General features: G+C 72.6%; 17 protein-coding genes. 7 read left to right on the forward strand and 10 right to left on the reverse strand.

The window, feature by feature from the left end:
* Nucleotide 1: 1 nt before the first annotated feature.
* The 4 genes from KOV94_RS05240 to KOV94_RS05255 form a co-directional block, all read right to left on the reverse strand.
* The gene (locus tag KOV94_RS05240) at nucleotides 2-982 is read right to left on the reverse strand and encodes an ABC transporter permease (RefSeq protein WP_218051392.1); all 981 of its coding nucleotides are present in this window, start codon (nucleotides 980-982) and stop codon (nucleotides 2-4) included.
* Nucleotides 979-2157: an ABC transporter ATP-binding protein gene (locus KOV94_RS05245; protein ID WP_218051393.1), complete on the reverse strand. Its 1179-nt coding sequence runs from the start codon at nucleotides 2155-2157 to the stop codon at nucleotides 979-981. Before KOV94_RS05245 ends, KOV94_RS05240 begins: the two co-directional genes overlap by 4 nt.
* A gap of 92 nt (nucleotides 2158-2249) precedes the next feature.
* Nucleotides 2250-3929 (reverse strand): ABC transporter substrate-binding protein, encoded by a 1680-nt coding sequence (locus KOV94_RS05250; RefSeq protein ID WP_218051394.1) that lies wholly within the window; start codon nucleotides 3927-3929, stop codon nucleotides 2250-2252.
* A gap of 57 nt (nucleotides 3930-3986) precedes the next feature.
* Nucleotides 3987-6518, reverse strand: a complete 2532-nt coding sequence (locus KOV94_RS05255; RefSeq protein WP_218051395.1) for a beta-d-glucosidase — start codon at nucleotides 6516-6518, stop codon at nucleotides 3987-3989.
* Between the two features lie 90 nt (nucleotides 6519-6608).
* Here KOV94_RS05255 and KOV94_RS05260 point away from each other — a divergent pair, with 90 nt between their 5' ends.
* The 3 genes from KOV94_RS05260 to KOV94_RS05270 all read left to right on the forward strand — a co-directional run bounded on the left by KOV94_RS05260 (nucleotide 6609) and on the right by KOV94_RS05270 (nucleotide 9766).
* Nucleotides 6609-7283: a TetR/AcrR family transcriptional regulator gene (locus KOV94_RS05260; RefSeq protein ID WP_124343174.1), complete on the forward strand. Its 675-nt coding sequence runs from the start codon at nucleotides 6609-6611 to the stop codon at nucleotides 7281-7283.
* Nucleotides 7284-7370: 87 nt separating this feature from the next.
* Complete coding sequence (locus KOV94_RS05265) at nucleotides 7371-8105, forward strand: response regulator transcription factor (protein ID WP_124343175.1); 735 nt, start codon at nucleotides 7371-7373, stop codon at nucleotides 8103-8105.
* A complete protein-coding gene (locus tag KOV94_RS05270) occupies nucleotides 8102-9766 on the forward strand; it encodes a sensor histidine kinase (protein ID WP_308160378.1) in 1665 nt (554 codons plus the stop codon). The genes KOV94_RS05265 and KOV94_RS05270 overlap by 4 nt, the downstream gene beginning before the upstream one ends.
* A gap of 59 nt (nucleotides 9767-9825) precedes the next feature.
* Here KOV94_RS05270 and KOV94_RS05275 read toward each other — a convergent pair whose 3' ends face one another.
* From KOV94_RS05275 to dnaK, 5 genes are all read right to left on the reverse strand, one after another.
* On the reverse strand, nucleotides 9826-11277 hold the full coding sequence (locus tag KOV94_RS05275) for an FGGY-family carbohydrate kinase (protein WP_218051396.1): 1452 nt from the start codon (nucleotides 11275-11277) through the stop codon (nucleotides 9826-9828).
* A 31-nt stretch (nucleotides 11278-11308) separates the two neighbouring features.
* Nucleotides 11309-11722 (reverse strand): heat shock protein transcriptional repressor HspR, encoded by a 414-nt coding sequence (locus KOV94_RS05280; protein ID WP_200829726.1) that lies wholly within the window; start codon nucleotides 11720-11722, stop codon nucleotides 11309-11311.
* Between the two features lie 90 nt (nucleotides 11723-11812).
* Nucleotides 11813-12805 carry a DnaJ C-terminal domain-containing protein gene (locus KOV94_RS05285; RefSeq protein WP_124343178.1) on the reverse strand — a complete coding sequence of 331 codons (993 nt, stop codon included), beginning with the start codon at nucleotides 12803-12805 and terminating at the stop codon, nucleotides 11813-11815.
* Between the two features lie 28 nt (nucleotides 12806-12833).
* Nucleotides 12834-13478: a nucleotide exchange factor GrpE gene (locus tag KOV94_RS05290; protein WP_218051397.1), complete on the reverse strand. Its 645-nt coding sequence runs from the start codon at nucleotides 13476-13478 to the stop codon at nucleotides 12834-12836.
* Nucleotides 13475-15337, reverse strand: coding sequence for a molecular chaperone DnaK (gene dnaK / locus KOV94_RS05295; RefSeq protein ID WP_218051398.1), 1863 nt, complete (start codon nucleotides 15335-15337; stop codon nucleotides 13475-13477). The genes KOV94_RS05290 and dnaK overlap by 4 nt, the downstream gene beginning before the upstream one ends.
* 100 nt (nucleotides 15338-15437) lie before the next feature.
* On the opposite strand from dnaK, the gene KOV94_RS05300 reads away from it, so the two are divergent.
* From KOV94_RS05300 to KOV94_RS05310, 3 genes are all read left to right on the forward strand, one after another.
* Nucleotides 15438-16064 carry a helix-turn-helix transcriptional regulator gene (locus KOV94_RS05300; protein ID WP_225916112.1) on the forward strand — a complete coding sequence of 209 codons (627 nt, stop codon included), beginning with the start codon at nucleotides 15438-15440 and terminating at the stop codon, nucleotides 16062-16064.
* Nucleotides 16065-16449: 385 nt separating this feature from the next.
* The gene (locus KOV94_RS05305) at nucleotides 16450-17559 is read left to right on the forward strand and encodes a hypothetical protein (protein WP_218051400.1); all 1110 of its coding nucleotides are present in this window, start codon (nucleotides 16450-16452) and stop codon (nucleotides 17557-17559) included.
* Nucleotides 17560-18190: 631 nt separating this feature from the next.
* Nucleotides 18191-18739 carry a hypothetical protein gene (locus KOV94_RS05310; protein WP_218051401.1) on the forward strand — a complete coding sequence of 183 codons (549 nt, stop codon included), beginning with the start codon at nucleotides 18191-18193 and terminating at the stop codon, nucleotides 18737-18739.
* 87 nt (nucleotides 18740-18826) lie between these two features.
* Here the strand turns inward: KOV94_RS05310 and KOV94_RS05315 are convergent, their stop codons facing one another.
* Complete coding sequence (locus tag KOV94_RS05315; RefSeq protein WP_218051402.1) at nucleotides 18827-19303, reverse strand: MarR family winged helix-turn-helix transcriptional regulator; 477 nt, start codon at nucleotides 19301-19303, stop codon at nucleotides 18827-18829.
* 89 nt (nucleotides 19304-19392) lie between these two features.
* On the opposite strand from KOV94_RS05315, the gene KOV94_RS05320 reads away from it, so the two are divergent.
* Nucleotides 19393-20289, forward strand: a complete 897-nt coding sequence (locus KOV94_RS05320; protein ID WP_218051403.1) for an alpha/beta fold hydrolase — start codon at nucleotides 19393-19395, stop codon at nucleotides 20287-20289.
* The last annotated feature ends 182 nt before the right edge of the window (nucleotides 20290-20471 follow it).

The following is a 20471-nucleotide window of genomic DNA, read 5'->3' on the forward strand; positions in this document are numbered from 1 at the left end:
GTCAGCCCTCCTGCCGGGTGCGCGGGTCGAGCGCGGCGTAGACGAAGTCCGCGACGATGTTCGCGACCAGCACGGACAGGGTGATCACGAGGAAGCAGCCCTGCATGAGCGTGTAGTCGTGGTTGGTCGTCGCGTTGTAGAGCAGGAAGCCGATGCCCGGGTAGGAGAAGACCATCTCCATGATGAGCGTCCCGCCGACGATGAAGCCGAGGGACAGGGCGAACGACGAGATCTGCGGGAGCACCGCGTTGCGGGCGGCGTAGCCGAAGATCACGGCCCGCTCCGACAGGCCCTTGGCCTGCGCGACCGTCACGTAGTCCTCCGACGAGACCGTCACCATCATGTTGCGCATCCCGAGGATCCAGCCGGCGATCGACGACACGACGATCGTGAGCGCGGGCAGCGTCCCGTAGTAGAGGACGGACCCGATGAACTCGGGGGTGAACGCGGGCACCATCGAGCGGTCGTAGGCGCCCGAGGACGGGAACCAGCCGAGGTTCACCGAGAAGATCGCGATGACGACGAGCCCGAGCCAGAAGTACGGGACCGCGGAGAAGAACGTCGAGATCGGCAGCAGCGAGTCGGCCCACGTGCCGCGCCGCCACCCGATGCCCGTGCCGAGCAGGGTCCCGACGACGAACGCGATGACCGTCGCGACGCCGACCAGGCCGACCGTCCACGGCAGCGTCTGCTGGATCATCTCCGCGACGGGCGTCGGGTAGTAGGTGAACGAGACGCCGAGGTTCCCGTGCAGCAGCAGGTTCCAGTAGTCGAGGTACTGCTGCCAGACCGACCTCTGCTCGTCGAGGCCGAAGAGCGTGCGGATCGCGGCCTCGGCGGACGAGTCCAGACGGCCCTGGCTCTTCGCCATGATCGCCTTGACGGGGTCGCCGGGCATGAGCCTCGGGATGACGAAGTTGATGGTCACCGCGGCCCAGGCGGTGACGACGTAGAAGATGCCGCGGCGGACGAAGAACCTCACCGGTCGCCCTCCTTCGACTTCAGGGTCTCGACGGGAAGGTTCTCGACGGCGACGGTCTCGGCCTGCGCCTCGTCCTCGCCGACGTGCAGCAGGTCGACGTCGATCGGCGGCCGCTCCCCGTATGCGTCGAGCACGTCGCCCAGCCGCGGCCGGTCGGGCCGGTCGGAGTAGCCCCAGCACGCGGCCTCGCGGCCCTCGCCGACAGCGAGCAGCGGCGGCACCTCGGTGCGGCACAGGTCGACGGCGAACGGGCAGCGCGGGTTGAACCGGCACCCGGTCGGCGGGCGCACGAGCGACGGCGCCTCCCCGCGGGCACCCCGGGCGCGCGCGTCAAGGTCGTCGGGGTCGGGTGCGGACCGCACGAGGAGCTGCGTGTACGGGTGCTTCGGGTCCTGCGTCACGGACTCCGAGTCGCCCGTCTCGACGATGCGCCCGGCGTACATGACCATCGTCCGGTCGGCGAAGTACCGGGCCGACGCGATGTCGTGCGTGATGTAGAGGATCGCGATCTGCAGGCGGTCGCGCAGGTCGCGCAGCAGGTTGAGGATGCCGAGGCGGATCGACACGTCGAGCATCGAGATCGGCTCGTCGGCCAGCAGGACCTCGGGGTCCGCGGCCAGCGCACGCGCGATCGCGACGCGCTGCCGCTGCCCGCCGGACAGCTCGTGCGGGAACTTGTCGACGTACCGCTCGACGGGCGTGAGCTGCACGCGCTCGAGCAGCGTCGTCAGGGCGTCCTCGAGGTCCGCGCCGCGCAGCCTGCCCTGGTGGATCCGGACGCTGCGGGTCAGCGTGTAGCGCACGGTGTGCACGGGGTTCAGCGACCCGAACGGGTCCTGGAAGATCATCTGGACGCGGCGCACGTAGCGGCGGAACGCCCGGCGGCTGCGCGCGGTCGCGTCCTGGCCGTGCAGCAGGATCTGCCCGCTCGTCGCGGGCGTGAGCTGGGACAGCAGGCGCGCGATCGTCGACTTGCCCGAGCCGGACTCGCCGACCAGCGCGACGACGCGGCCGCGGTGCAGCGCGAGGTTCACGTCGTCGACCGCGTGCACGAGCGCACGACGCCGGAAGGAGCCGGTGACGAAGTGCTTGCGCAGGTCGACGGCCTGCAGGACGGGGGTGTCGGGGGCGCCGGGATCCGCCGGGCGGATGTCCGGCGTGGCGGGGAGGGTCATGGAGCTCACCTGTCGGCTGGTGGAGGGTCGACGCGGGGTGGCCCCGGGTGCGCGACGGGGAGTCGGCCGCGCGCACCCGGGGACCGGGTCGGTCAGTCCTGCGTCGGCTCGAGCTTCATGACGATGCGCGCGGCCTGCGGACCCGTCGGCTGCGGGTTCGCGTACGGGTCGTCGGCCGTCGGGAAGCCCGTGTAGTTCTTCGTCGAGTACTGCGCGACGGCCGGGCGCGACCAGATGACCAGGCCGGGCACGTCCTCGACGTACGCCTTCTGGATCGTCTCGATCGCGGCCTGCCGCGCGGCGTCGTCCGACGCGCCCTTGAAGTCGGCGAGCGCCTGGGTGACCGCATCGTTCTTGTACCGGCCGAAGTTCCACGTCGCCGTCTCGCCGAGCGGCACGTACGAGTTGCCGTCCATGAGGTTGGCGTACATGTTCCACGGGGTCGCGCCGCCGTCGGTCCAGTGCAGCGTCGCCTGGAAGTTGCCGAACGGGATGATGTCGTCGAACCAGGCGTCCTGGTTCGCGGCGTTGACCGTGGCGTCGACGCCGAGCTGCGCGGCACCCGTCTTGATGAGGTCGAGCGCGGTCAGGTAGTCGTTCCAGCCCGCGGGGTTCACGAGCTCGAACGTCACGACCTCGCCGTCCGGGTCGACGAGCTTGTCGGACCCGTTCCACGTGTAGCCGGCGTCCGTGAGGATCTGCTTCGCCTCGTCGACGTCGACCTTCAGCTCGTCGCCCTTGAACTCGGGCGCGAGGTACTGCTCGCCCGACGGCATCGGCATGCCGGTCACCGAGTCGATGACGGGCCACACGCCCGAGCCGGCGAGCTCGGAGATCTGCGCACGGTCGACGACGAGGTTGAGCGCCTTGCGGAACGCGACGTCGTCGAACGGCTTCGTCTCGTTGTTGAGGTAGAGGATGTCGGAGCCGAAGCCACCGCCCGCGACCTGGTGGTGGTGGTCGGGGTCCTTCGCGATGAAGACGTCCTCGTAGTCCGCGATGAACGTCCAGCCCCACTGCGCCTCGCCCGTCGTGAGGGCGGTCGTCAGCGCGTTGTTGTCGTTGTACGACGAGTACTGCAGCTTCGCGACCTTCGGCTCGCCGCCCCAGTAGTCGGGGTTCGGGACCAGCGTCGCGGCCTGCGGCGTCCAGGTGTCGAGCAGGTACGGGCCCGTGCCGACCGGCTCGGTGTCCGTGAACGTCGTCGGGTCCTCGTCCTTCCAGAGGTGCTCCGGGACGATGACCTGCTGGAGCAGCTTGACCTGGTTCACGTACTGCGACTCGGTGAACGTGATCGTCACCTTGCCGTCGGCGTTCTCGACCTTGTCGATCTGGGCGGGGAAGTTGTTGTTGATCGCCGGGTAGTCGATGAGCAGCTGCAGCGTGAACGCGACGTCGTCCGCCGTGAAGTCCTCGCCGTCGGACCACTTCACGCCGTCGCGCGGGGTGATCGTCGCGGCCGTGTAGTCGTCGTTCCACTCGACCGACTCCGCGAGCCACGGCTCCGGGTCCTCGAGCGGGTTCACGTCGTTGACCTGCATGAGCGACTCGTAGATCACCCACGCGTAGCCGAGCGACTTCGCCGCCGAGCCCGTCGGGATCAGCGGGCTCTGGTTCTCGTTCTGCGGGCCGTTCGGCATGCCGACCGTCAGGACGGCACCGTCACCGCCGGTGCCGTCGTCCGACGTGCCGCCGCCACCCGAGCAGGCGGTGGCGAGCAGCGCGACGGTCGCGACACCGGCCACCATCGTTGCGAGCTTGCGCGTTCTCACGAGTGCCTCCTTGCACTGACTGCTGGTTGTGGGGTCCTGCGGTGCTGCGCTGTGGGATCAGGGGGCGGTCGACGGGATCTCGACGTCGACCGTGAGGCGCAGGTCGCCCGAGGAGCGACCGACGCGGAGCGTGTACGTCCCGGCGGGGGTGACCCAGCCGTGGCCTGCGGTGTCCCAGGTGCGCAGCGTGTCGGCGGGCACGTGCACCCGGGCGGTCGTGCGCTCGCCGGGGGCGGCGTGCACGACGGTGAAGCCGCCGAGCCAGCGGACCGGGCGGTCGGCGCCGGGCGCCTGCGCGGGGTCGGCGGGGGGCTCGACGTAGACCTGGACGACCTCGCGCCCGGCGCGGGGTCCGGTGTTGACGACGATGACGTCGAGGTCGATCCCGTGGTCCGCCGAGGTGGCGTCCGTGCCGGCGGGGACGACCTCGGCCGACTCGTGCTCCCACGTCGTCCACCCGAGCCCGTGCCCGAACGGCGCGGCGGGCGTGCGGCCCAGCCGCAGCCACGACCGGTACCCGACGTGCACGCCCTCGTGGTACTCGACGACGCCGTCGACGGGCACCGCGTCGGGCACGGGCACGTCGTCCTCGTGCTCTGGGAGCGTCCACGGCAGCCGGCCCGACGGCTCGGTCACTCCGGTCAGCACGTCCGCGAGCGCCTCGGGCCACTCCTGCCCGCCGAGCCACGCCCACACGACGCACGGCACCTCGTCGAGCCACGGCAGCAGCACGGGCGCACCGGCGTTGACGACGACGACCGTGCGGGGGTTCGCGGCGAGCACGGCCTTGACGAGCTGGTCCTGGGTCCCGGGAAGCGCGAGGCTCGTGCGGTCGTAGCCCTCGGACTCGATCTCCTCGTTGGTGCCGACGACGACGACCGCGAGGTCGGCCTGCTCGGCGGCCGCGACGGCGCCGGCGAGCAGCTCGTCGGGCGACGTGCCGGGGACGCGGTGCACGAGCTCGGCGCGCGCGAACGACGCGTACCCGACGGGGTGCACGGCCTGCACGTGCGCGTCCACGTCGACGGTCGTCGGCTCGGTCACGTCGAGCACGAGCGTCGCGGGGACGGGCTGGTTGACGGACGAGTCGAGGATGACCTCGGCGCCGACGACCTGGTCGCCGGTCGAGACGACCTGTCCGCCGATCGCGATCAGGTGCCGTCCGACGGTGCCGACGCCGACCTCGTGCCGGCCCGGCTCGTCTAGCCGGACCGTGGTGCGCAGGCGGACGGTGACGGCGTCGTCGCGGACGTCCCGCAGCCAGCCGCCCCAGGTCGTGGTGGTGTGCGCGTCGAGGACCGTGCCGTCGGCGTCGAGCAGCTCGACGAGCACGCCCGCGTCGCCTTCGGGCGTCGTGCAGCGGCCGGCGAGGTCGAGCTGCGGGGGCAGCAGGCGGGAGACCGCACCGGCATGGACGTCGACCTGCGCACCGGCGAAGGCGCCGGTCAGCGCCTCGGCCGGCGTCGACGAGCGCTCGGGCCGGACGTACGCGGAGCCGCCGCCCTGGACGAACGGGCTCACCGCGTTGGGGCCGAGCAGGGCGATGCGGCGGACGTCGTCGGCGGCGAGCGGGAGCGCGCGCTCCTCGTCGCGCAGCACGACCATCGACCGGCCGACGAGCCGGCGCAGCGTGCCGCGCACGTCGACGTCGGCCACCTCGTCCCGGTGCTCTCCGGACGCCTCGACACCGTCGAGCGCCCCCACCCGCTGCGCGAGGCGCAGGATCCGCAGCACCTTGTCGTCGAGCACGGACTCGCTGACCCGGCGGGCCCGGACCGCGTCGAGCAGGCCGTCGCCCCACGGCCCGTCGGGGCCGGGCATCTGCAGGTCGAGCCCGCCGTACGCGGCCTTCTCGACGGTGTTCGTCGCGACCCAGTCGGACACGACGACGCCGTCGAAGCCCCACTCGTCCTTGAGCACGCCGGTGAGGAGCGGCCGGTGCTCGAGGACGGGCGCGGCCGTGGTGCCGTCGTCGACGCCCGAGTACGCGCCCATGACGGACCACGCGCGCGCCTCGCGGACCAGCCGCTCGAAGGGGGCGAGGTAGACCTCGCGGAGCGTCCGCTCGTCGACGCGGGACAGGTACGTGGTGCGCTCGGTCTCGGAGTCGTTGGCGACGAAGTGCTTGACGCACATGCCGACGCCGCGGTCCTGCGCGCTGCGCACGACGTGCACGGCGATCTCGCCGGTGAGCGCGGGGTCCTCGGAGTAGCACTCGAAGTGCCGGCCGCCGACGGGTGTGCGCTGGAGGTTGACCTGCGGCGCGAGGACGAGGTCGACGCCGTGCCGGCGGGCCTCGGCGGCGAACAGCGTGCCGACCTCGTCGGCGAGGTCGACGTCCCACGTCGCGGCGAGCGCGCTGGGGGCGGGGAACGACGCCGCCGTCTCGGTGGGGTCGTCGCTCACGCCACGGACGCCGGCAGGGCCGTCGGAGACGTGCATGGCGCGCAGGCCGATGCGGTCGATCGCGGTCGTGGACCACAGGCCCGCCCCGACGACCAGACGCACCTTCTCCTCGGTCGTGAGCTGCCGGAGCAGCCCGTCGAGGTGGGCGTCGGGCCGGGTGGCCGCGGTGGTGTCGGTCGACACGGGATGTGCTCTCCGTCCGGACGTCGTCGTTGCCGTCGTGCGCAGTCAAGCACAACTTACTGACTTGTTAGTAAGTTGGTAGGTCACAGTATGGTTTCGGCCATGGACGACGCCGTCACCCCCGGGACGGGCTCCCCCGCGCCCGCCAAGCGCACCCGCCGACCCCGGCAGGCCACCGCCGAGCGCCGCGCGGAGATCCTGCGCGCCGCCGCGCACACCTTCGGCTCGAAGGGCTACAAGACCGGGTCCCTCGCCGAGGTCGCCGAGCAGGTCGGGATCACGCACGCCGGCGTCCTGCACCACTTCGGGTCCAAGGAGCAGCTGCTCGTCGAGGTCCTCGAGTACCGCGACAAGGAGGACGTCCGCGACCTCGAGGGCCAGCACATCCCCGGCGGCATCGAGCTGTTCCGGCACCTCGTGCGGACCGCCCGCATGAACGCCGAGCGCCGCGGCATCGTCCAGGGCTACACCGTCCTCACCGGCGAGTCCGTCACCGAGAACCACCCCGCGCGCGGCTGGGTGACCAACCGCTTCAGCATCCTGCGCGGCGAGATCGCCGACGCGATCGGCGAGGTCGGCGGTCCCGGCGTCGACCGCGAGACCGCCGAGCGCGCCGCGAGCGCGATCATCGGCGTCATGGACGGTCTCCAGGTGCAGTGGCTGCTCGACGACGCCGTCGACCTGTCCGAGTCCACCGCGTTCGCGATCGAGGCGATCCTCACCGCCGCGCTCGCCGGCACCGGCAGGCCGCACCCGCTGCACTGACCAGCGCCTCTGCGGGCATCGGCCGCGCTCAGCAGATTCACAGGAACGGTTCAGGGGCGGCCAAGGTCGCGCACCGACGATCAGGTCATGACGACCTCGACCCTGCGCCGGCCCGACACCCTCACCCGCGCCGACGGCACCCCCGTCCGGGCGCTCGTCGTCGACGACGAGCCCACCCTCGCCGAGCTCCTGTCCACCGCCCTGCGCTACGAGGGCTGGACCGTCGAGCACGCGCTCACCGGGCACGCCGCCATCCGCCAGGCCAAGGCGTCGTCGCCCGACGTCATCGTGCTCGACGTCATGCTCCCCGACCTCACGGGCCTCGACGTCCTGCGCCGCATCCGCGCCACCCACCCGAACGTGCCGGTCCTGTTCCTCACCGCCAAGGACGCCGTCGAGGACCGCATCACCGGCCTCACCGCGGGCGGCGACGACTACGTCACGAAGCCGTTCAGCCTCGAAGAGGTCGTCGCCCGCCTCCGCTCGCTGCTGCGCCGCGCCGGTGCCGTGTCCGCGCGCGAGGAGGCCGTGCTGCGGGTCGGCGACCTGACCCTCGACGAGGACTCGCACGAGGTCACGCGCGGCGGCGACGACATCCGCCTCACCGCGACCGAGTTCGAGCTGCTGCGGTACTTCATGCGCAACCCCAAGCGCGTGCTGTCCAAGGCGCAGATCCTCGATCGCGTCTGGCAGTACGACTTCGGCGGGCAGGCCAACATCGTCGAGCTCTACGTCTCCTACCTGCGCCGCAAGATCGACAAGGGCCGCACCCCGATGCTGCACACCCTGCGCGGCGTCGGCTACGTCCTGAAGCCGGCGTGACCGGCACCCGTCGCGGGAGCACGTCGCTGACAGGGGCCGCGGCGACTCTCCGGTCGCGGCTCACGACGCTCCCGCGACGGGCGACCCGGTCCCTCCCCCGTCCTCGCTGGACGCTGCGGCGGCGGCTCGTCGCGCTCGTCGTCGCGCTCGTCGCCGTCGTCGCGGTCGCCATCGGAGGGCTGACCACGCTCGCGCTGCGCGGGTCGCTCGTCGCCCAGCTCGACGACGACCTCCAGGGTGCGCACAACCGCTTCATGATGTGGTCCGACGACGGACCCGTCGGCGCCGGCGCTGCGTCCGGCGGCGGCGACGTCGTCCTCCACCGCGTCCCGACCGAGGCGCCACCCGCCGGCCTGCCCGGCCAGGAGGTCGGCACCGTGACCTTCGCCGTCGAGCCCGGCCAGACCGCCGCCGACGTCACCGCCGCCTACCTGCTCCGGTCCGGTGAGCAGCGCGTCGTCCCGACGGAGGCCGTCGCGGCCCTCCTCGACCTGCCGCACGACGGCCAGATCCGTGAGGTCGACCTCGCCGGCATCGGCGAGTACCGCGCGCTCGTGTCCGTCACGCGCGGTGGTGACGTCGCCGTGACGGCCATGCCCACCGCGTCCGTGACCAGCACCATCACCACCTACATGCTCATGGTCGGGGTCGTCGCGCTGCTCGCCGTGCTCGCCGCGGCCGCGGCCGGGCTCGTCCTCGTCCGCCGCGAGCTGCGCCCCCTCACGCGCGTCGCCGCCACCGCCGCGCGCGTGTCCCGGCTCCCCCTCGACCGCGGCGAGGTCGTCCTCGCCGACCGCGTCCCCGCCGCCGACACCGACACCGCGACCGAGGTCGGGTCCGTCGGCGCCGCGCTCAACCGGCTGCTCGGGCACGTCGAGGGTGCGCTCGCCGCCCGGCACGCGTCCGAGTCGCAGGTCCGGCAGTTCGTCGCCGACGCGTCGCACGAGCTGCGCACGCCGCTCGCGTCGATCCGCGGCTACGCCGAGCTGGTCCGCCGCCTGCCCGACGACCTGCCGCCCGAGGCCCTCGTCGCCATGGCGCGCGTCGAGTCCGAGTCGCAGCGGATGACCGCGCTCGTCGAGGACATGCTGCTGCTCGCCCGCCTCGACGCAGGCCGCCCGCTCGAGACCGAGCCCGTCGACCTCGCGATGCTCGCCGTCGACGCCGTCACCGACGCGCACGCCGCCGGCCCCGACCACACGTGGTCGCTCGACCTGTCCGGCCTGCCGGACGACGAGAGCGCCGACGACCCGGGCGCCGTCGTGGTGGGCGACGACCACCGCCTCCGCCAGGTGCTCGCGAACCTGCTGTCGAACGCGCGCCTGCACACGCCCGCGGGCACCTCGGTCAGCGTGCGCGTCGCCCGTCGCGGCTCCGACTGCGTGCTCGACGTCGTCGACGACGGCCCCGGCATCCCCGCCGACCTGCGCGACCGGCTCTTCGAGCGCTTCGTCCGCGGCGACGCCTCCCGCAACCGCGCCGCCGGCTCGACCGGCCTCGGTCTGTCCATCGCGCACGCCGTCGTCACCGCCCACGGCGGCACCCTCACCGTCAGCGCGACCCCAGGCGGCGGCACGACGTCCACCGTCCGCCTCCCGTCCGCCCCACCCGACGACGCCCCCTCCCGCGTTCCGCACGCACCGGCGCTGGTCGACGCCTGACGCGTCGCGTCGCGGCGACCGCCGCTCACCACCAGCAGGGACCACCGGGCGCGGGCGCGCTACCGAGCGGGTTCTCGCGCGGCGGCGACGAAGCGGGCGAGCGCGTCGACGACGTCGGCGCCAGGGCCGGTCCGCGGCACCGGTGACGACGGGATCGCTGGGTCGGCCCCGTCAAGGGCTCCGACGCGGTCGGCCGCGAGCAGCGCGGCTCCCGCCGCGACGGGCTCGGCCTCGGCGACCAGCCGCAGCGCCGTGGGGCTCACGCGCGCCTTGAGCCGCAGCCAGGCCGGGTTCGCGGTCATCGGCCCGCCGAGCACCGCGACCGAGCTCGGTGCTCCGGTCCCGGCGAGACGGCTCTGCTCGTCGAGCATCCACCGCGCCTGCAGCGCCAGGCCGGCGAGCAGGCCGAACGTCGCCTGCGCGGTCGACCGGCCGTCGACGGCACCGAGGACGCGCGGTGTGGCGGTCGGGTCCGGGTCGGGGGTCTGGCGGCCGGAGACGTACGGCAGGACGAGCAGGTCGAGCGGGGAGTCGCCGAGGTCCGCGACCTCGGCCATGAGCGTGTCGACGTCGACACCGGACGCGCGCGTCCGCAGCCACCAGCCGACAGCCGCCCCCGCGCTCGACGAGCCCGCGAGCAGGGCAGGGTGCTCGCCGGTGACCGTCCGGACCAGGCTCATCCCGGCCGCGGCGACAGGAGCGGGCACGGGGTCCGACGTGAGGATCGTGCAGACCGCCTCCGCGGTGCCGACCGAGTCGGCGGCCTGCCCCGGGCGTCGCACGCCCGCGGCCCAGGTGCCGACCGGGTGGTCGTGGCCGGCGATCGTCACCGGCGTGCCGGCCGCCAGGCCCGCCGCGGTGAACGGGCCGTCGACGACCCGTCCCACCAGCTCCCCGGGGGCGAGCACCTCCGGCACCTGCGACGGCCGCAGACCGACCTCGGCCAGCAGGTCGGCGTCGAAGGCGCTCGGGAGGTCGCCCGGTCGCCCGAGCCGGTAGGCGCCGGTGCGTCCGGCGAGCGTGTGGTCCGTCGCGAGCCGACCGGCGAGCAGCAGCCCGACGAGGTCGGCCGCCCCTGCCCACCGGCAGGTGCCGGCCGCGGTGTGGAGCGCGTCGGGGTCGTGCGAGCGGAGCCACTCCCACGTCGCGAGCGGGATCTTCGCGCTCGCGCGGACTCCGGTCGCGGCGAAGAGGTCGGCGCGGCCGATCCGGGCCGCGAGCGCGTGGGCCGCGGCACCCGCGCGGTGGCCGTCCCAGCGCAGCCAGTCGCCGCGCGGGGTGCCGTCGGGCCCGAGCGGGACGCCCGTCTCCGCCATCGACGCGATCCCGACCGCGACCGGAGCGGGTCCGGCGGGCAGCACGCGCGCGACGAGGCCGGCGAGGACGGTGGCCGCGTCCCGCGGCGACGGGGTCGGTGCGGACGCGACCGCGAGCACCCGCGGCACGGTGACGTCGACGAGCGCGACCTTGGTGTTGGTGGTCCCGACGTCCACCCCGAGCGCGGTCAGCACCCGGCCATCCTCACCGATCCGGGCCCTCGGGTCAGGAGCGGGGGCGCCAGAGCACCAGGGCGCCCGTGTCCTCGCGGGGGCGGCGGCGGGTCTCGCGGACCGTGCGCTGGACGGCGACGACGTCGCCGCGCGGGTCGGCGGTGAAGACGCGTCGGCCGGGCTCGACGAACGCGCGCAGGTACTCGACCTGGCGGCGCAGCCCGTCGACCTCGGCCTCGAGCTCGAGGATGCGCTTGATGCCGGCGAGGTTGACGCCCTCGTCCTGCGAGAGCCGCTGCACCTCGCGCAGCGTCGCGATGTCGCGCAGCGAGTAACGCCGTCCGCGTCCGCTGGTCCGGCCGGGCGACACCAGGCCGAGCCGGTCGTACTGGCGGAGCGTCTGCGGGTGCATGCCCGCGAGCTCGGCGGCGACCGAGATCACGTAGACCTTCGCGTCGTCCGACACCACGTCACCTCACCACCTCTCCCGCATCGTGCGGCACCCGTGCGTCCCGGGGTGCCGGGCGGCTCGTCGCGCGCCCGGCACCCCGTCGGCTCACTTCCTCGCGGCGTCGAGCAGGTCGGCCCGGACGTCCTCGCCGGACGTCGCGATGCCGAACGCCTGCACCGCCTCGCGTGCCGCGGCGGACAGCCGCTGCGGCACGACGACCTGCACGGTGACGAGCAGGTCGCCCACGCCCTTCGGCGTGGTGATGCCCTTGCCCTTGACCCGCAGCACGCGGCCCGACGGCGTGCCCTCGGGCACGCGGACCTTGACGGTCCCGCCGTCGAGCGTCGGCACCTCGATCGTCGCGCCGAGCGCGGCCTCGTCGAACGCGACGGGCACGGTGACCCGCAGGTTCGGGCCGTCCGACGAGAAGACGGGGTGCGGCGTGACGTGCACGGTGACGACGAGGTCGCCGGGCGGGCCGCCCGCGTCACCGGGGCGCCCCTTGCGGGGCAGCCGGATCTTCTGGCCGTCGCGCACGCCGGCGGGGATGCGGGCGGTGAACGAGCGACCCTCGACGGTCAGGCCGACGGTCGACCCCTCGGTGGCCTGCCGGAACGGCAGCGTCACCTCGGCGGCCAGGTCGGCCCCCTGCTGCGGTCCGCGCGCACCGCCGAAGCCGCCCTGGTTGAACAGCCCGCCCAGGAGGTCCTCGAACCCGGCCCCGCCGGCACCGCCCGCACCCGGGGACGTCGAGTAGCGGACGCGCCCGCCGGGACCGTTGGCCCCGCCGAACATGCCGCCGAACAGGTCCTCGAAGCCGGCGTTGCCGCCGCCGCGACCGCCCGCCGTGAAGCGGGCGCCGCCCGCCATGGCGCGCAGCTGGTCGTACTGCTGGCGCTGCTCGGTGTCGGACAGGACCGCGTAGGCCTCGCCGATCTCCTTGAACTTCGCCTCCGCGACCGCGTCACCCGGGTTGTGGTCCGGGTGCATGCTGCGCGCGAGCTTGCGGTACGCCTTCTTGATGGTCGCGGCGTCGGCGTCCTTGGGGACGCCGAGAACCGCGTAGAAGTCCTTCTCGAGCCAGTCCTGCCCGGTCACGGCGCCTCCCTCCTGGTGGTGATGATCGTCAGCCCTCCGGGTCCACGACCGCCACGCGGGCGGCACGCAGGATGCGGTCGGCCGTGCGGTAGCCGTGCTGGAGCACCATCTGGACGGTGGGCTCCGTGACCTCCGCGGAGTGCGAGTGCATGAGCGCCTCGTGCACCGCGGGGTCGAAGGCCTCGCCGGCCTGACCGTACTGCTCGACGCCGAAGCGCTGGAGCGTGGTCGTCAGCTTCTCGGCGATCGACAGGAACGGGCCGGTCAGGTCGCCGTGCTGGCGGGCCAGCTCGATGTCGTCGAGCACCGGGATGAGCGCCTCCGCGAGCGACGCGACGCCGCGGTCGTGCGCGGCCAGGACCTCGGCCTTGGACCGCTTCACGTACGCGGAGTACTGCTGCTCGAGGTTGTAGTGCGCCGCCTGCGCGCGCTGCAGCTCCTCGAGCCGCTCGGCCGCGAGCTTCTGGGACTCGATCAGGCCCTCCAGGACGACCTCCTCCTCCGCACCTTGTGCGATGGACTCCGCGTCCGCGAGCACCTGCTCCTCGGGCGTCGGCTGGCGCACCTCGCCCGTCTCCGGGTCGATGCGCCGCTTGTCGGTGAACCGGGGCGTCCCCTCGGCGGGGTCGGGCTGGCCCGACCCCGCCTCCGGACGGTCGTTCTCGCTGGTCACTTCTTGTCGTCCTCGTCGTCGACGATCTCGGCGTCGACGACGTCCTCGTCGGAAGTCGTCGACTCCGCGGGCTGCTCGTCAGCGGCCGCACCCGCCGGGGCGGACTGCTGCTGCGAGTAGATCGCCTCGCCGATGCGCTGGCTGACGGTCGCGAGGTGCTGCGTCTTGGCCTTGACGGCCTCGACGTCGGTGCCCTCGAGGGCCGTCTTGAGCTCGCCGACCGCGGCCTGGACGTCGGTCTTGACGTCGTCGGGCAGCTTGTCGGCGTTGTCGACGAGGAGCTTCTCGGTCGAGTAGACGAGCTGCTCGGCGGAGTTGCGGGCCTCGGCGTCCTCACGACGCTTCTTGTCCTCGGCCGCGTGCTCCTCGGCCTCCTTCACCATGCGGTCGATGTCCTCCTTGGGGAGGGCCGACCCGCCGGTGATCGTCATCGACTGCTCCTTGCCCGTGCCGCGGTCCTTGGCGGACACGTGCACGATGCCGTTGGCGTCGATGTCGAAGGTGACCTCGATCTGCGGCACGCCGCGCGGCGCCGGCGCGATGCCGGTGAGCTCGAACGTGCCGAGCGGCTTGTTGTCCCGCGCGAACTCGCGCTCGCCCTGGAACACCTGGATGAGGACCGACGGCTGGTTGTCCTCGGCGGTGCTGAAGATCTCGCTCCGCTTGGTGGGGATCGCCGTGTTGCGCTCGATGAGCTTCGTCATGACGCCGCCCTTGGTCTCGATGCCGAGCGACAGCGGCGTGACGTCGATGAGCAGGACGTCCTTGCGGTCGCCCTTCATGACGCCGGCCTGCAGCGCGGCACCGACCGCGACGACCTCGTCCGGGTTGACGCCCTTGTTGGGCTCCTGCCCGCCCGTGAGCTCCTTGACGACCTCGGTCACCGCGGGCATGCGGGTCGAGCCGCCGACGAGCACGACGTGGTCGATCTGGTCGAGCTTGATGCCCGCGTCACGGATGACCGAGTGGAACGGGGCCTTCGTGCGGTCGATCAGGTCCTGCGTCATCTGCTGGAACTGCGCGCGCGTGAGCTTGGTGTCCAGGTGGACGGGACCGTTCTCGCTCATGCTCAGGTACTGCAGGCTGATGTTGGTCGCCGTCGCGGACGACAGCTCCTTCTTGGCCTGCTCCGCCGCCTCGCGCAGACGCTGCAGCGCGATCTTGTCCTTCGACAGGTCGACGCCCGTCGTGTTCTTCACCTCGGACACGAGGTGGTCGACGATGCGCTGGTCCCAGTCGTCGCCGCCGAGGCGGTTGTCGCCGGACGTCGCACGGACCTCGATCGTCGAGAAGCCGTCGTCGTCCTTGCCCACCTCGAGGAGGGACACGTCGAACGTGCCGCCACCGAGGTCGAAGACGAGGATGAGCTCGTCCTCCTTGCCCTTCTCCAGGCCGTAGGCCAGGGCCGCCGCGGTGGGCTCGTTGATGATGCGCAGCACGTTGAGGCCCGCGATCGCGCCCGCGTCCTTCGTCGCCTGACGCTCGGCGTCGTTGAAGTACGCCGGGACCGTGATGACCGCGTCGGTGACGGGCTCACCCAGGTACGCCTCGGCGTCACGCTTGAGCTTGCCGAGCACGCGCGCGGAGATCTCCTGCGCCGTGTACTTCTTGTCGTCGATCGCGACGGACCAGTCCGTGCCCATGTGGCGCTTGACGGATGTGATGGTCCGGTCGACGTTCGTGACGGCCTGGCGCTTGGCGATCTCGCCGACCAGCACCTCGCCCGTCTTGGAGAACGCGACGACGGACGGCGTCGTGCGCGACCCCTCCGCGTTGGCGATGACCGTGGGCTCGCCACCCTCGAGGACCGAGACGACGGAGTTCGTCGTGCCGAGGTCGATGCCGACTGCTCGTGCCATGTGTGGTGCCTTCCTTCTGCTGTCCGGGTCTGCGGGGCCCTGGTCGCGGTGCTGCGAGCGGGCCACTCTTGAGTCCGCCGGGCTCAAGTCTGCGTCGCGGATGTCGGCGACGCAACCTCGGTCCGTCAAACTTGAGTCTGCTTGGCTCAACTCTCCGACCGTGCGACTTGTTCCCCACCACCCGGATCCGCACCCGCACGCCTGTGCGGGTTCGCATCGGAGTTGTCGTCTTCGCGTCAAGGTGGAGGCCGTGTGGGCCGCGACGAATGCCTACCCCGCCAGCCTCGCCGCGCTCCACGCGGCGGGCCACGCAGCCGGTGCGGCCGAGGCGCACGAGCGGGCGCGTCGGCGGATCGAGGTCTGGGGCGACGAGGCCGTCGACGGCCTCCGCTCGCCCGCCGACGCGTCACGGCTCACCGCGCGCGAGCAGAAGATCGCACGCCTGACGGCGTCAGGGCTCTCGGACGAGCAGATCGCGCGACGGCCGCACGTCTCGGTGCGGACGGTCGAGAACCATCTCGGCCGGCCTTCCGCAAGCACGGCGTCGACAACCGCACGGACATGTCGCGCGCACTGTCGAGCGGCTGACCCGCGAGCCTCCGCAACGGCTGCCACCGCTCCCCCACGTCGGCGTCGGGGGCTCGCACCGACGTCGTCCTCGCGCGTAGAGGAGGGTCGCCCTCGTCGACGCGAGTCGGCTCGAGCCGTCCTCGCCGTGGCTCGCTGACGCTGACCCCGCGGTCGTCCTGACCGCCGCGCGGCGGATGTCGGTCTTCCCTTTCGGACGTGGTCGGCCTCGACCGAGCGGTCCTAGTCTTCGACCCATGAGCGGTCGTCGGGTGACTCCGACCGACCTCCAGACGGGTCCTGTGCAGGCGACCGCGAGACCTGACCGTCCGGGGTCGAGCGCCCGAGCGCCGCGCGCGCTCATCGCGGGTCCGACGACTGCGCTTCTCACGATGCAGCGGACAGTCGGCAACACCGCCGTCGTACGGCACCTGCAGCGTGAGGGCGATGCGGGCGCGGACGCCGGCGTCAGTCCCGGCCCGGCCGCAGCCGGTCGACCCCCGGTCCCCGCCACCGCACCTCCGCGCAAGGACTACGTGTTCCTCATGGGTGACACCAAGCGGGACCCCTTCTACGACGCCGCGAACGTGTACTTCTCCCAGAACGAACGGGGCGCCGAGATCCTCCGCGACAAACGCACTCTTGCCGAGGTCATCGCCCACGTGAACGCCGGCGCGACTCCAGCGCTCCGGATCATCCTCGTGGCGCACGCCAACGAGGAGGGGAACCTCGGCTTCTCCCTCGACGCCGCGGACCTGAAGAGGGATGCGCAAGCCGGCGACCGCAAGCCAAGGACGGAGTTCAAGGAGCTGCGTGATGCCAACGCGACCGGTGGTCTGCCGCTCGCCGACGCGGCGAAGATCGACGCGTCGACACGCGCCGAGGTCCGAGGGTGCAACATCGGTCGGTCACAGCTGATGCTCGACGCTCTCGACCAGGCGTTCGGCGGTGCCACACAGGTCACAGCGCCGACCCACAAGCAGGAGTACTCCTACCGCAGCGCGGGCAAGGGCAAGCCGCTCGTCACCGAGGAGGCACACTTTCAGTACTCCATCGAGGACCCCGGGCGGCCGACGGTGAGCAGAGCGGACCGTGCGACCCGATTCGCGACGAAGTACCCCGATGTCCCGTCCTCGCGGTGGCCCGGGCTGCTCGCGGCCGCGAAGGAGAAGCACGTCAAGCGAGCCGAGATGTCGTGGACGGGACCCAATCCGCCTGCGGACGACGCCGGCGCGGTGTTCGCACGGATCGGCACGGCAAAGCGCTTCCCGGCGAAGGCCGGTTGGGTGGTCACGTACCGAGGCCGGACGGAGGTGGGCGGCAGATGGCAGTTCGAGGTGCAGGCCGACCGCGTGACGTCCAAGGGCTCCGAGACCAGGACCGTACTCATCCGCACGGACATCCCGCCCGACCGCGACACACTGAAGTCGCAGCAGATGGCCGACTCGGGACGGCCGGACGCCTACGTCTGGACCGTCGAGGACAAGGTCACGGGTGACACCCTGAAGCGGACGGTGTTCAGCGAGCACACCGAGTGGGTCATCGATCGGCGCATCGTCGGAAAGTCGGGCACCGCACACCCGCCGACGACCGACGGCACCTTCTACGGCAGCTCGACCTACGCGCCACCGGTGCCACCGTCCTCCACGCCGTGAGCCGACGCACCTCGGGCAGCTCGGACGGACGAGTCCTGCGCGATCCTTCCCCACCGACGTCACATGGCTGCCACGCCCGAGTCGCCAGTCGCCATCCCCGGGCGAGTGCGGCTGGGCAGTGGACCAGTCCGGTGAGTTCCGACACTCTGCGTGCCCCCTACGGCGCGATGGCGGTGGCCTACGCGATGGTCAGGCGCACGGCGACCTCCCGGGATGCTGGCGGGGATTTCAACCCGCCCCTTGCAGCGTGGTGTGGGCGGCCCACCGACTGAGGAGGCCGTCGAGGGCAGGGACCTCGCCCTCGACGGCGCCTGGTGGCTGGGGCACGTCAGCGAGACGGGACCCGGACACCCCGGGGTGCCCGGCTGAGGACTCGGACAAGCACGTGGGGCGCACGCCGCCTCACGTGCTTGTCCCAGAGCAGGTCAAACCATGAGTGCCGGACACGTTCGATGAGTTCCTACATCGAGGCCGCCCGCATCTCGGGCGACCCCGACGGTGGCGCGTCGATCGAGGGGCAGACGTCGGTCTCCCGTTCGGCAGCTCTTCTTGCTCCTGCGACCCGGCATCCGTTGTCGCGGTCCGCCGGACCCGAGCCCCCGAGCGCGTCCCGGTCTGCGACCCTGTGCCCGTGACGGGACGAGTGATGTTCGACGGGCGCGCCCAGGTCCACTACCGACAGCTCCTGGTCGAGACGGGTGACGGGTCGGCGGTCTACGACGCCGCGTTCGCCGGTCAGACGAACGGCCTGGTCGGCGCCGCCGTGCCCGGCTGCGCCGTGCTCATCACCGGGACGCACACGGGCGACGTCGGGCTGCGCGTGGTGCTCCACGACGCGGCGCCGCCGTTCGACCCGCAGTGGGGGGACGTCGTGGAGGCCCCGTTCACCCCGGCGGGGCCGGAGGTCGTCGTGCACGGGCTCATGAGCGACGCCGTCTGCACGTTCGCCCTGCCTGCCGGCAGCTACCGCCTCCGGTGGAGCGGCGCCGGGATGGACGAGGCCTACGACGGAACCGTCTTCGCCGACGACCCCCTGGTCGACACCTTCGAGCTGGCGCTCTGGCCCGCTGCGTCCCGCCCGGCGGAGGTCGTCCGTCAGGAGAGCCGGCGGGGCCGCGAAGCCCACCGCGCGCATCCGCTCGTGTCAGGCCCGGACCGCGGCGCCCGGCTCGAGGGCTGACGCCGGACGTCGGGCGTCCGCCGCCTGCCGCCGACGCGGGGCCGACGAGGCCCGGTCAGCGGGTGCGGTGCTGGGCGCGCGACCGTGTCATCCCGCCCCCGGGTCGCGTCCGACCCACCCGGGTGCGCCCGCGTCCACGGTGGCGTCGCCGACCAGGGTGACCAGGCTCGCCTCGAGGTGTGCGAGGTCGGCGGCGCCGATCGTCTCCTCCCACCGGGCGCGCAGGTCGTCGAAGACCTCCTCACCCGCACGCAGGACCTCGAATCCCCGGGCGGTCACCTGCAGTCGGTTGCGTCGGGCGTCGGACGGGTCCGGGTCGCTCGACACGTAGCCGCGCGCCACGAGGACCGCGATGGTCTTCGCGGCCGCCTGCTTGGAGACGGACAGGCGTCGCCCGACGTCGGACGCGCTGTCGGCGCCGGCGATGACCGCGCGCATCGCGAACTCGTGCGTCGGGCGGAAGTCGTCGTAGCCGCGAGCGGCCAGCTCGACCATCGCACCGTCCACGAGCGTGCGGAAGCCGCCGAGGAGCAGCAGGGCGAGGTCGGCGCCGGATCGGGACATGACGAGAAGCCTAAGCATCCCGCGTGGACATCGACAACCAGGCTGTCTATCGTGGTGGACAACCTAGTTGTCTGTCTGAGGAGTCGACGATGAGCACCACGCACGCGACCATCCCCACCGTCACCCACCACACCGCACCGCTCAACGGTGCGCAGATCCACTACGTGACCGCGGGCGACAGCGGGTCGCCCGTCCTGCTCGTGCACGGGTTCCCCGAGACGTGGTGGGCGTTCCACGAGGTCATCCCCCTGCTCGCCCACGACCACCGGGTCGTCGCGGTGGACCTGCGCGGCTTCGGCGACTCCAGCACCGCCGACGACGGGCACGACAGCACGACCGCCGCGGAAGACCTGCACGGGCTGATCGAGCACCTCGGCTGGGGACCCGTGCACGTGACCGCGCAGGACATCAGCGGGGGCGCCGTGTTCCGGCTCGTCGCCGCGCACCCGCAGGACGTCCTCAGCCTCACCGCGATCGAGACGGGCCTCGCCGGGTTCGGCCTGGAGGGTCTGGCCGACGTCACGCGCGGTGGTTCCTGGCACATCGGCGCCCTGACGGCGGACGGCATCCCGGAGCTGCTGTTCGCAGGCCGCGAGCGCGAGCTGCTCGGCCGGTGGGCCTTCCCGAGCATGACCGCCGTCGCCGGGTCCGTCACCGACGCCGACGTGGACGAGTTCGCTCGCACCTACGCCCGTCCCGGCGGCTGGCGCGGGGCCGTCGGCCTCTACCGCTCGATGCTCGCCGAGGGCGACGACCTCCGGACCCTGGCCGGGTCGAGGCCGCTCACCGTGCCCGTGCTCGCCGTCGGCGCCGGCGGTGGACCGTTCACCTCCACGACGCTCGGTCAGGTCACCGCGGGCGACGTCACCGCTGTGCAGCTGGAGGGCGTCGGCCACTACGCCGCCCTGGAGGCTCCGGAGGCGCTCGCGGCGGCGATCCTCGACTTCACCGGCTCCGTCGACCTCGTCGACACGCCACGCTCGTGACTGCCGCAGCGAACAGCCCGCTCAGGCGCCGCACTCACGGCACTACTCGCGGCTCAGAACGAGGCCCCGGACACGGGGCTTCGTCAGCCGCGTTGTGAGCTGTGAGGAGTCGTCTCTTTCCGGTTCAGTGAGCTCGCGGAGATGCCGATGTCGCCCTCGGGCCTTGTCGGCTCGTGCGGATA

The sequence above is a fragment of the Cellulomonas algicola genome, assembly GCF_019024305.1.
GTDB lineage: Bacteria > Actinomycetota > Actinomycetes > Actinomycetales > Cellulomonadaceae > Cellulomonas > Cellulomonas algicola.

What these genes read in the sequence shown, in the direction of transcription:
- KOV94_RS05245 (WP_218051393.1), bottom strand. Translation starts at nt 2,157, where the DNA reads ATGACCCTCCCCGCCACGCCGGACATCCGCCCGGCGGATCCCGGCGCC.
- KOV94_RS05260 (WP_124343174.1), top strand. Translation starts at nt 6,609, where the DNA reads ATGGTTTCGGCCATGGACGACGCCGTCACCCCCGGGACGGGCTCCCCC.
- KOV94_RS05265 (WP_124343175.1), top strand. Translation starts at nt 7,371, where the DNA reads ATGACGACCTCGACCCTGCGCCGGCCCGACACCCTCACCCGCGCCGAC.
- dnaK (WP_218051398.1), bottom strand. Translation starts at nt 15,337, where the DNA reads ATGGCACGAGCAGTCGGCATCGACCTCGGCACGACGAACTCCGTCGTC.
- KOV94_RS05300 (WP_225916112.1), top strand. Translation starts at nt 15,438, where the DNA reads ATGTCGGCGACGCAACCTCGGTCCGTCAAACTTGAGTCTGCTTGGCTC.
- KOV94_RS05305 (WP_218051400.1), top strand. Translation starts at nt 16,450, where the DNA reads ATGGGTGACACCAAGCGGGACCCCTTCTACGACGCCGCGAACGTGTAC.
- KOV94_RS05315 (WP_218051402.1), bottom strand. Translation starts at nt 19,303, where the DNA reads ATGTCCCGATCCGGCGCCGACCTCGCCCTGCTGCTCCTCGGCGGCTTC.
- KOV94_RS05320 (WP_218051403.1), top strand. Translation starts at nt 19,393, where the DNA reads ATGAGCACCACGCACGCGACCATCCCCACCGTCACCCACCACACCGCA.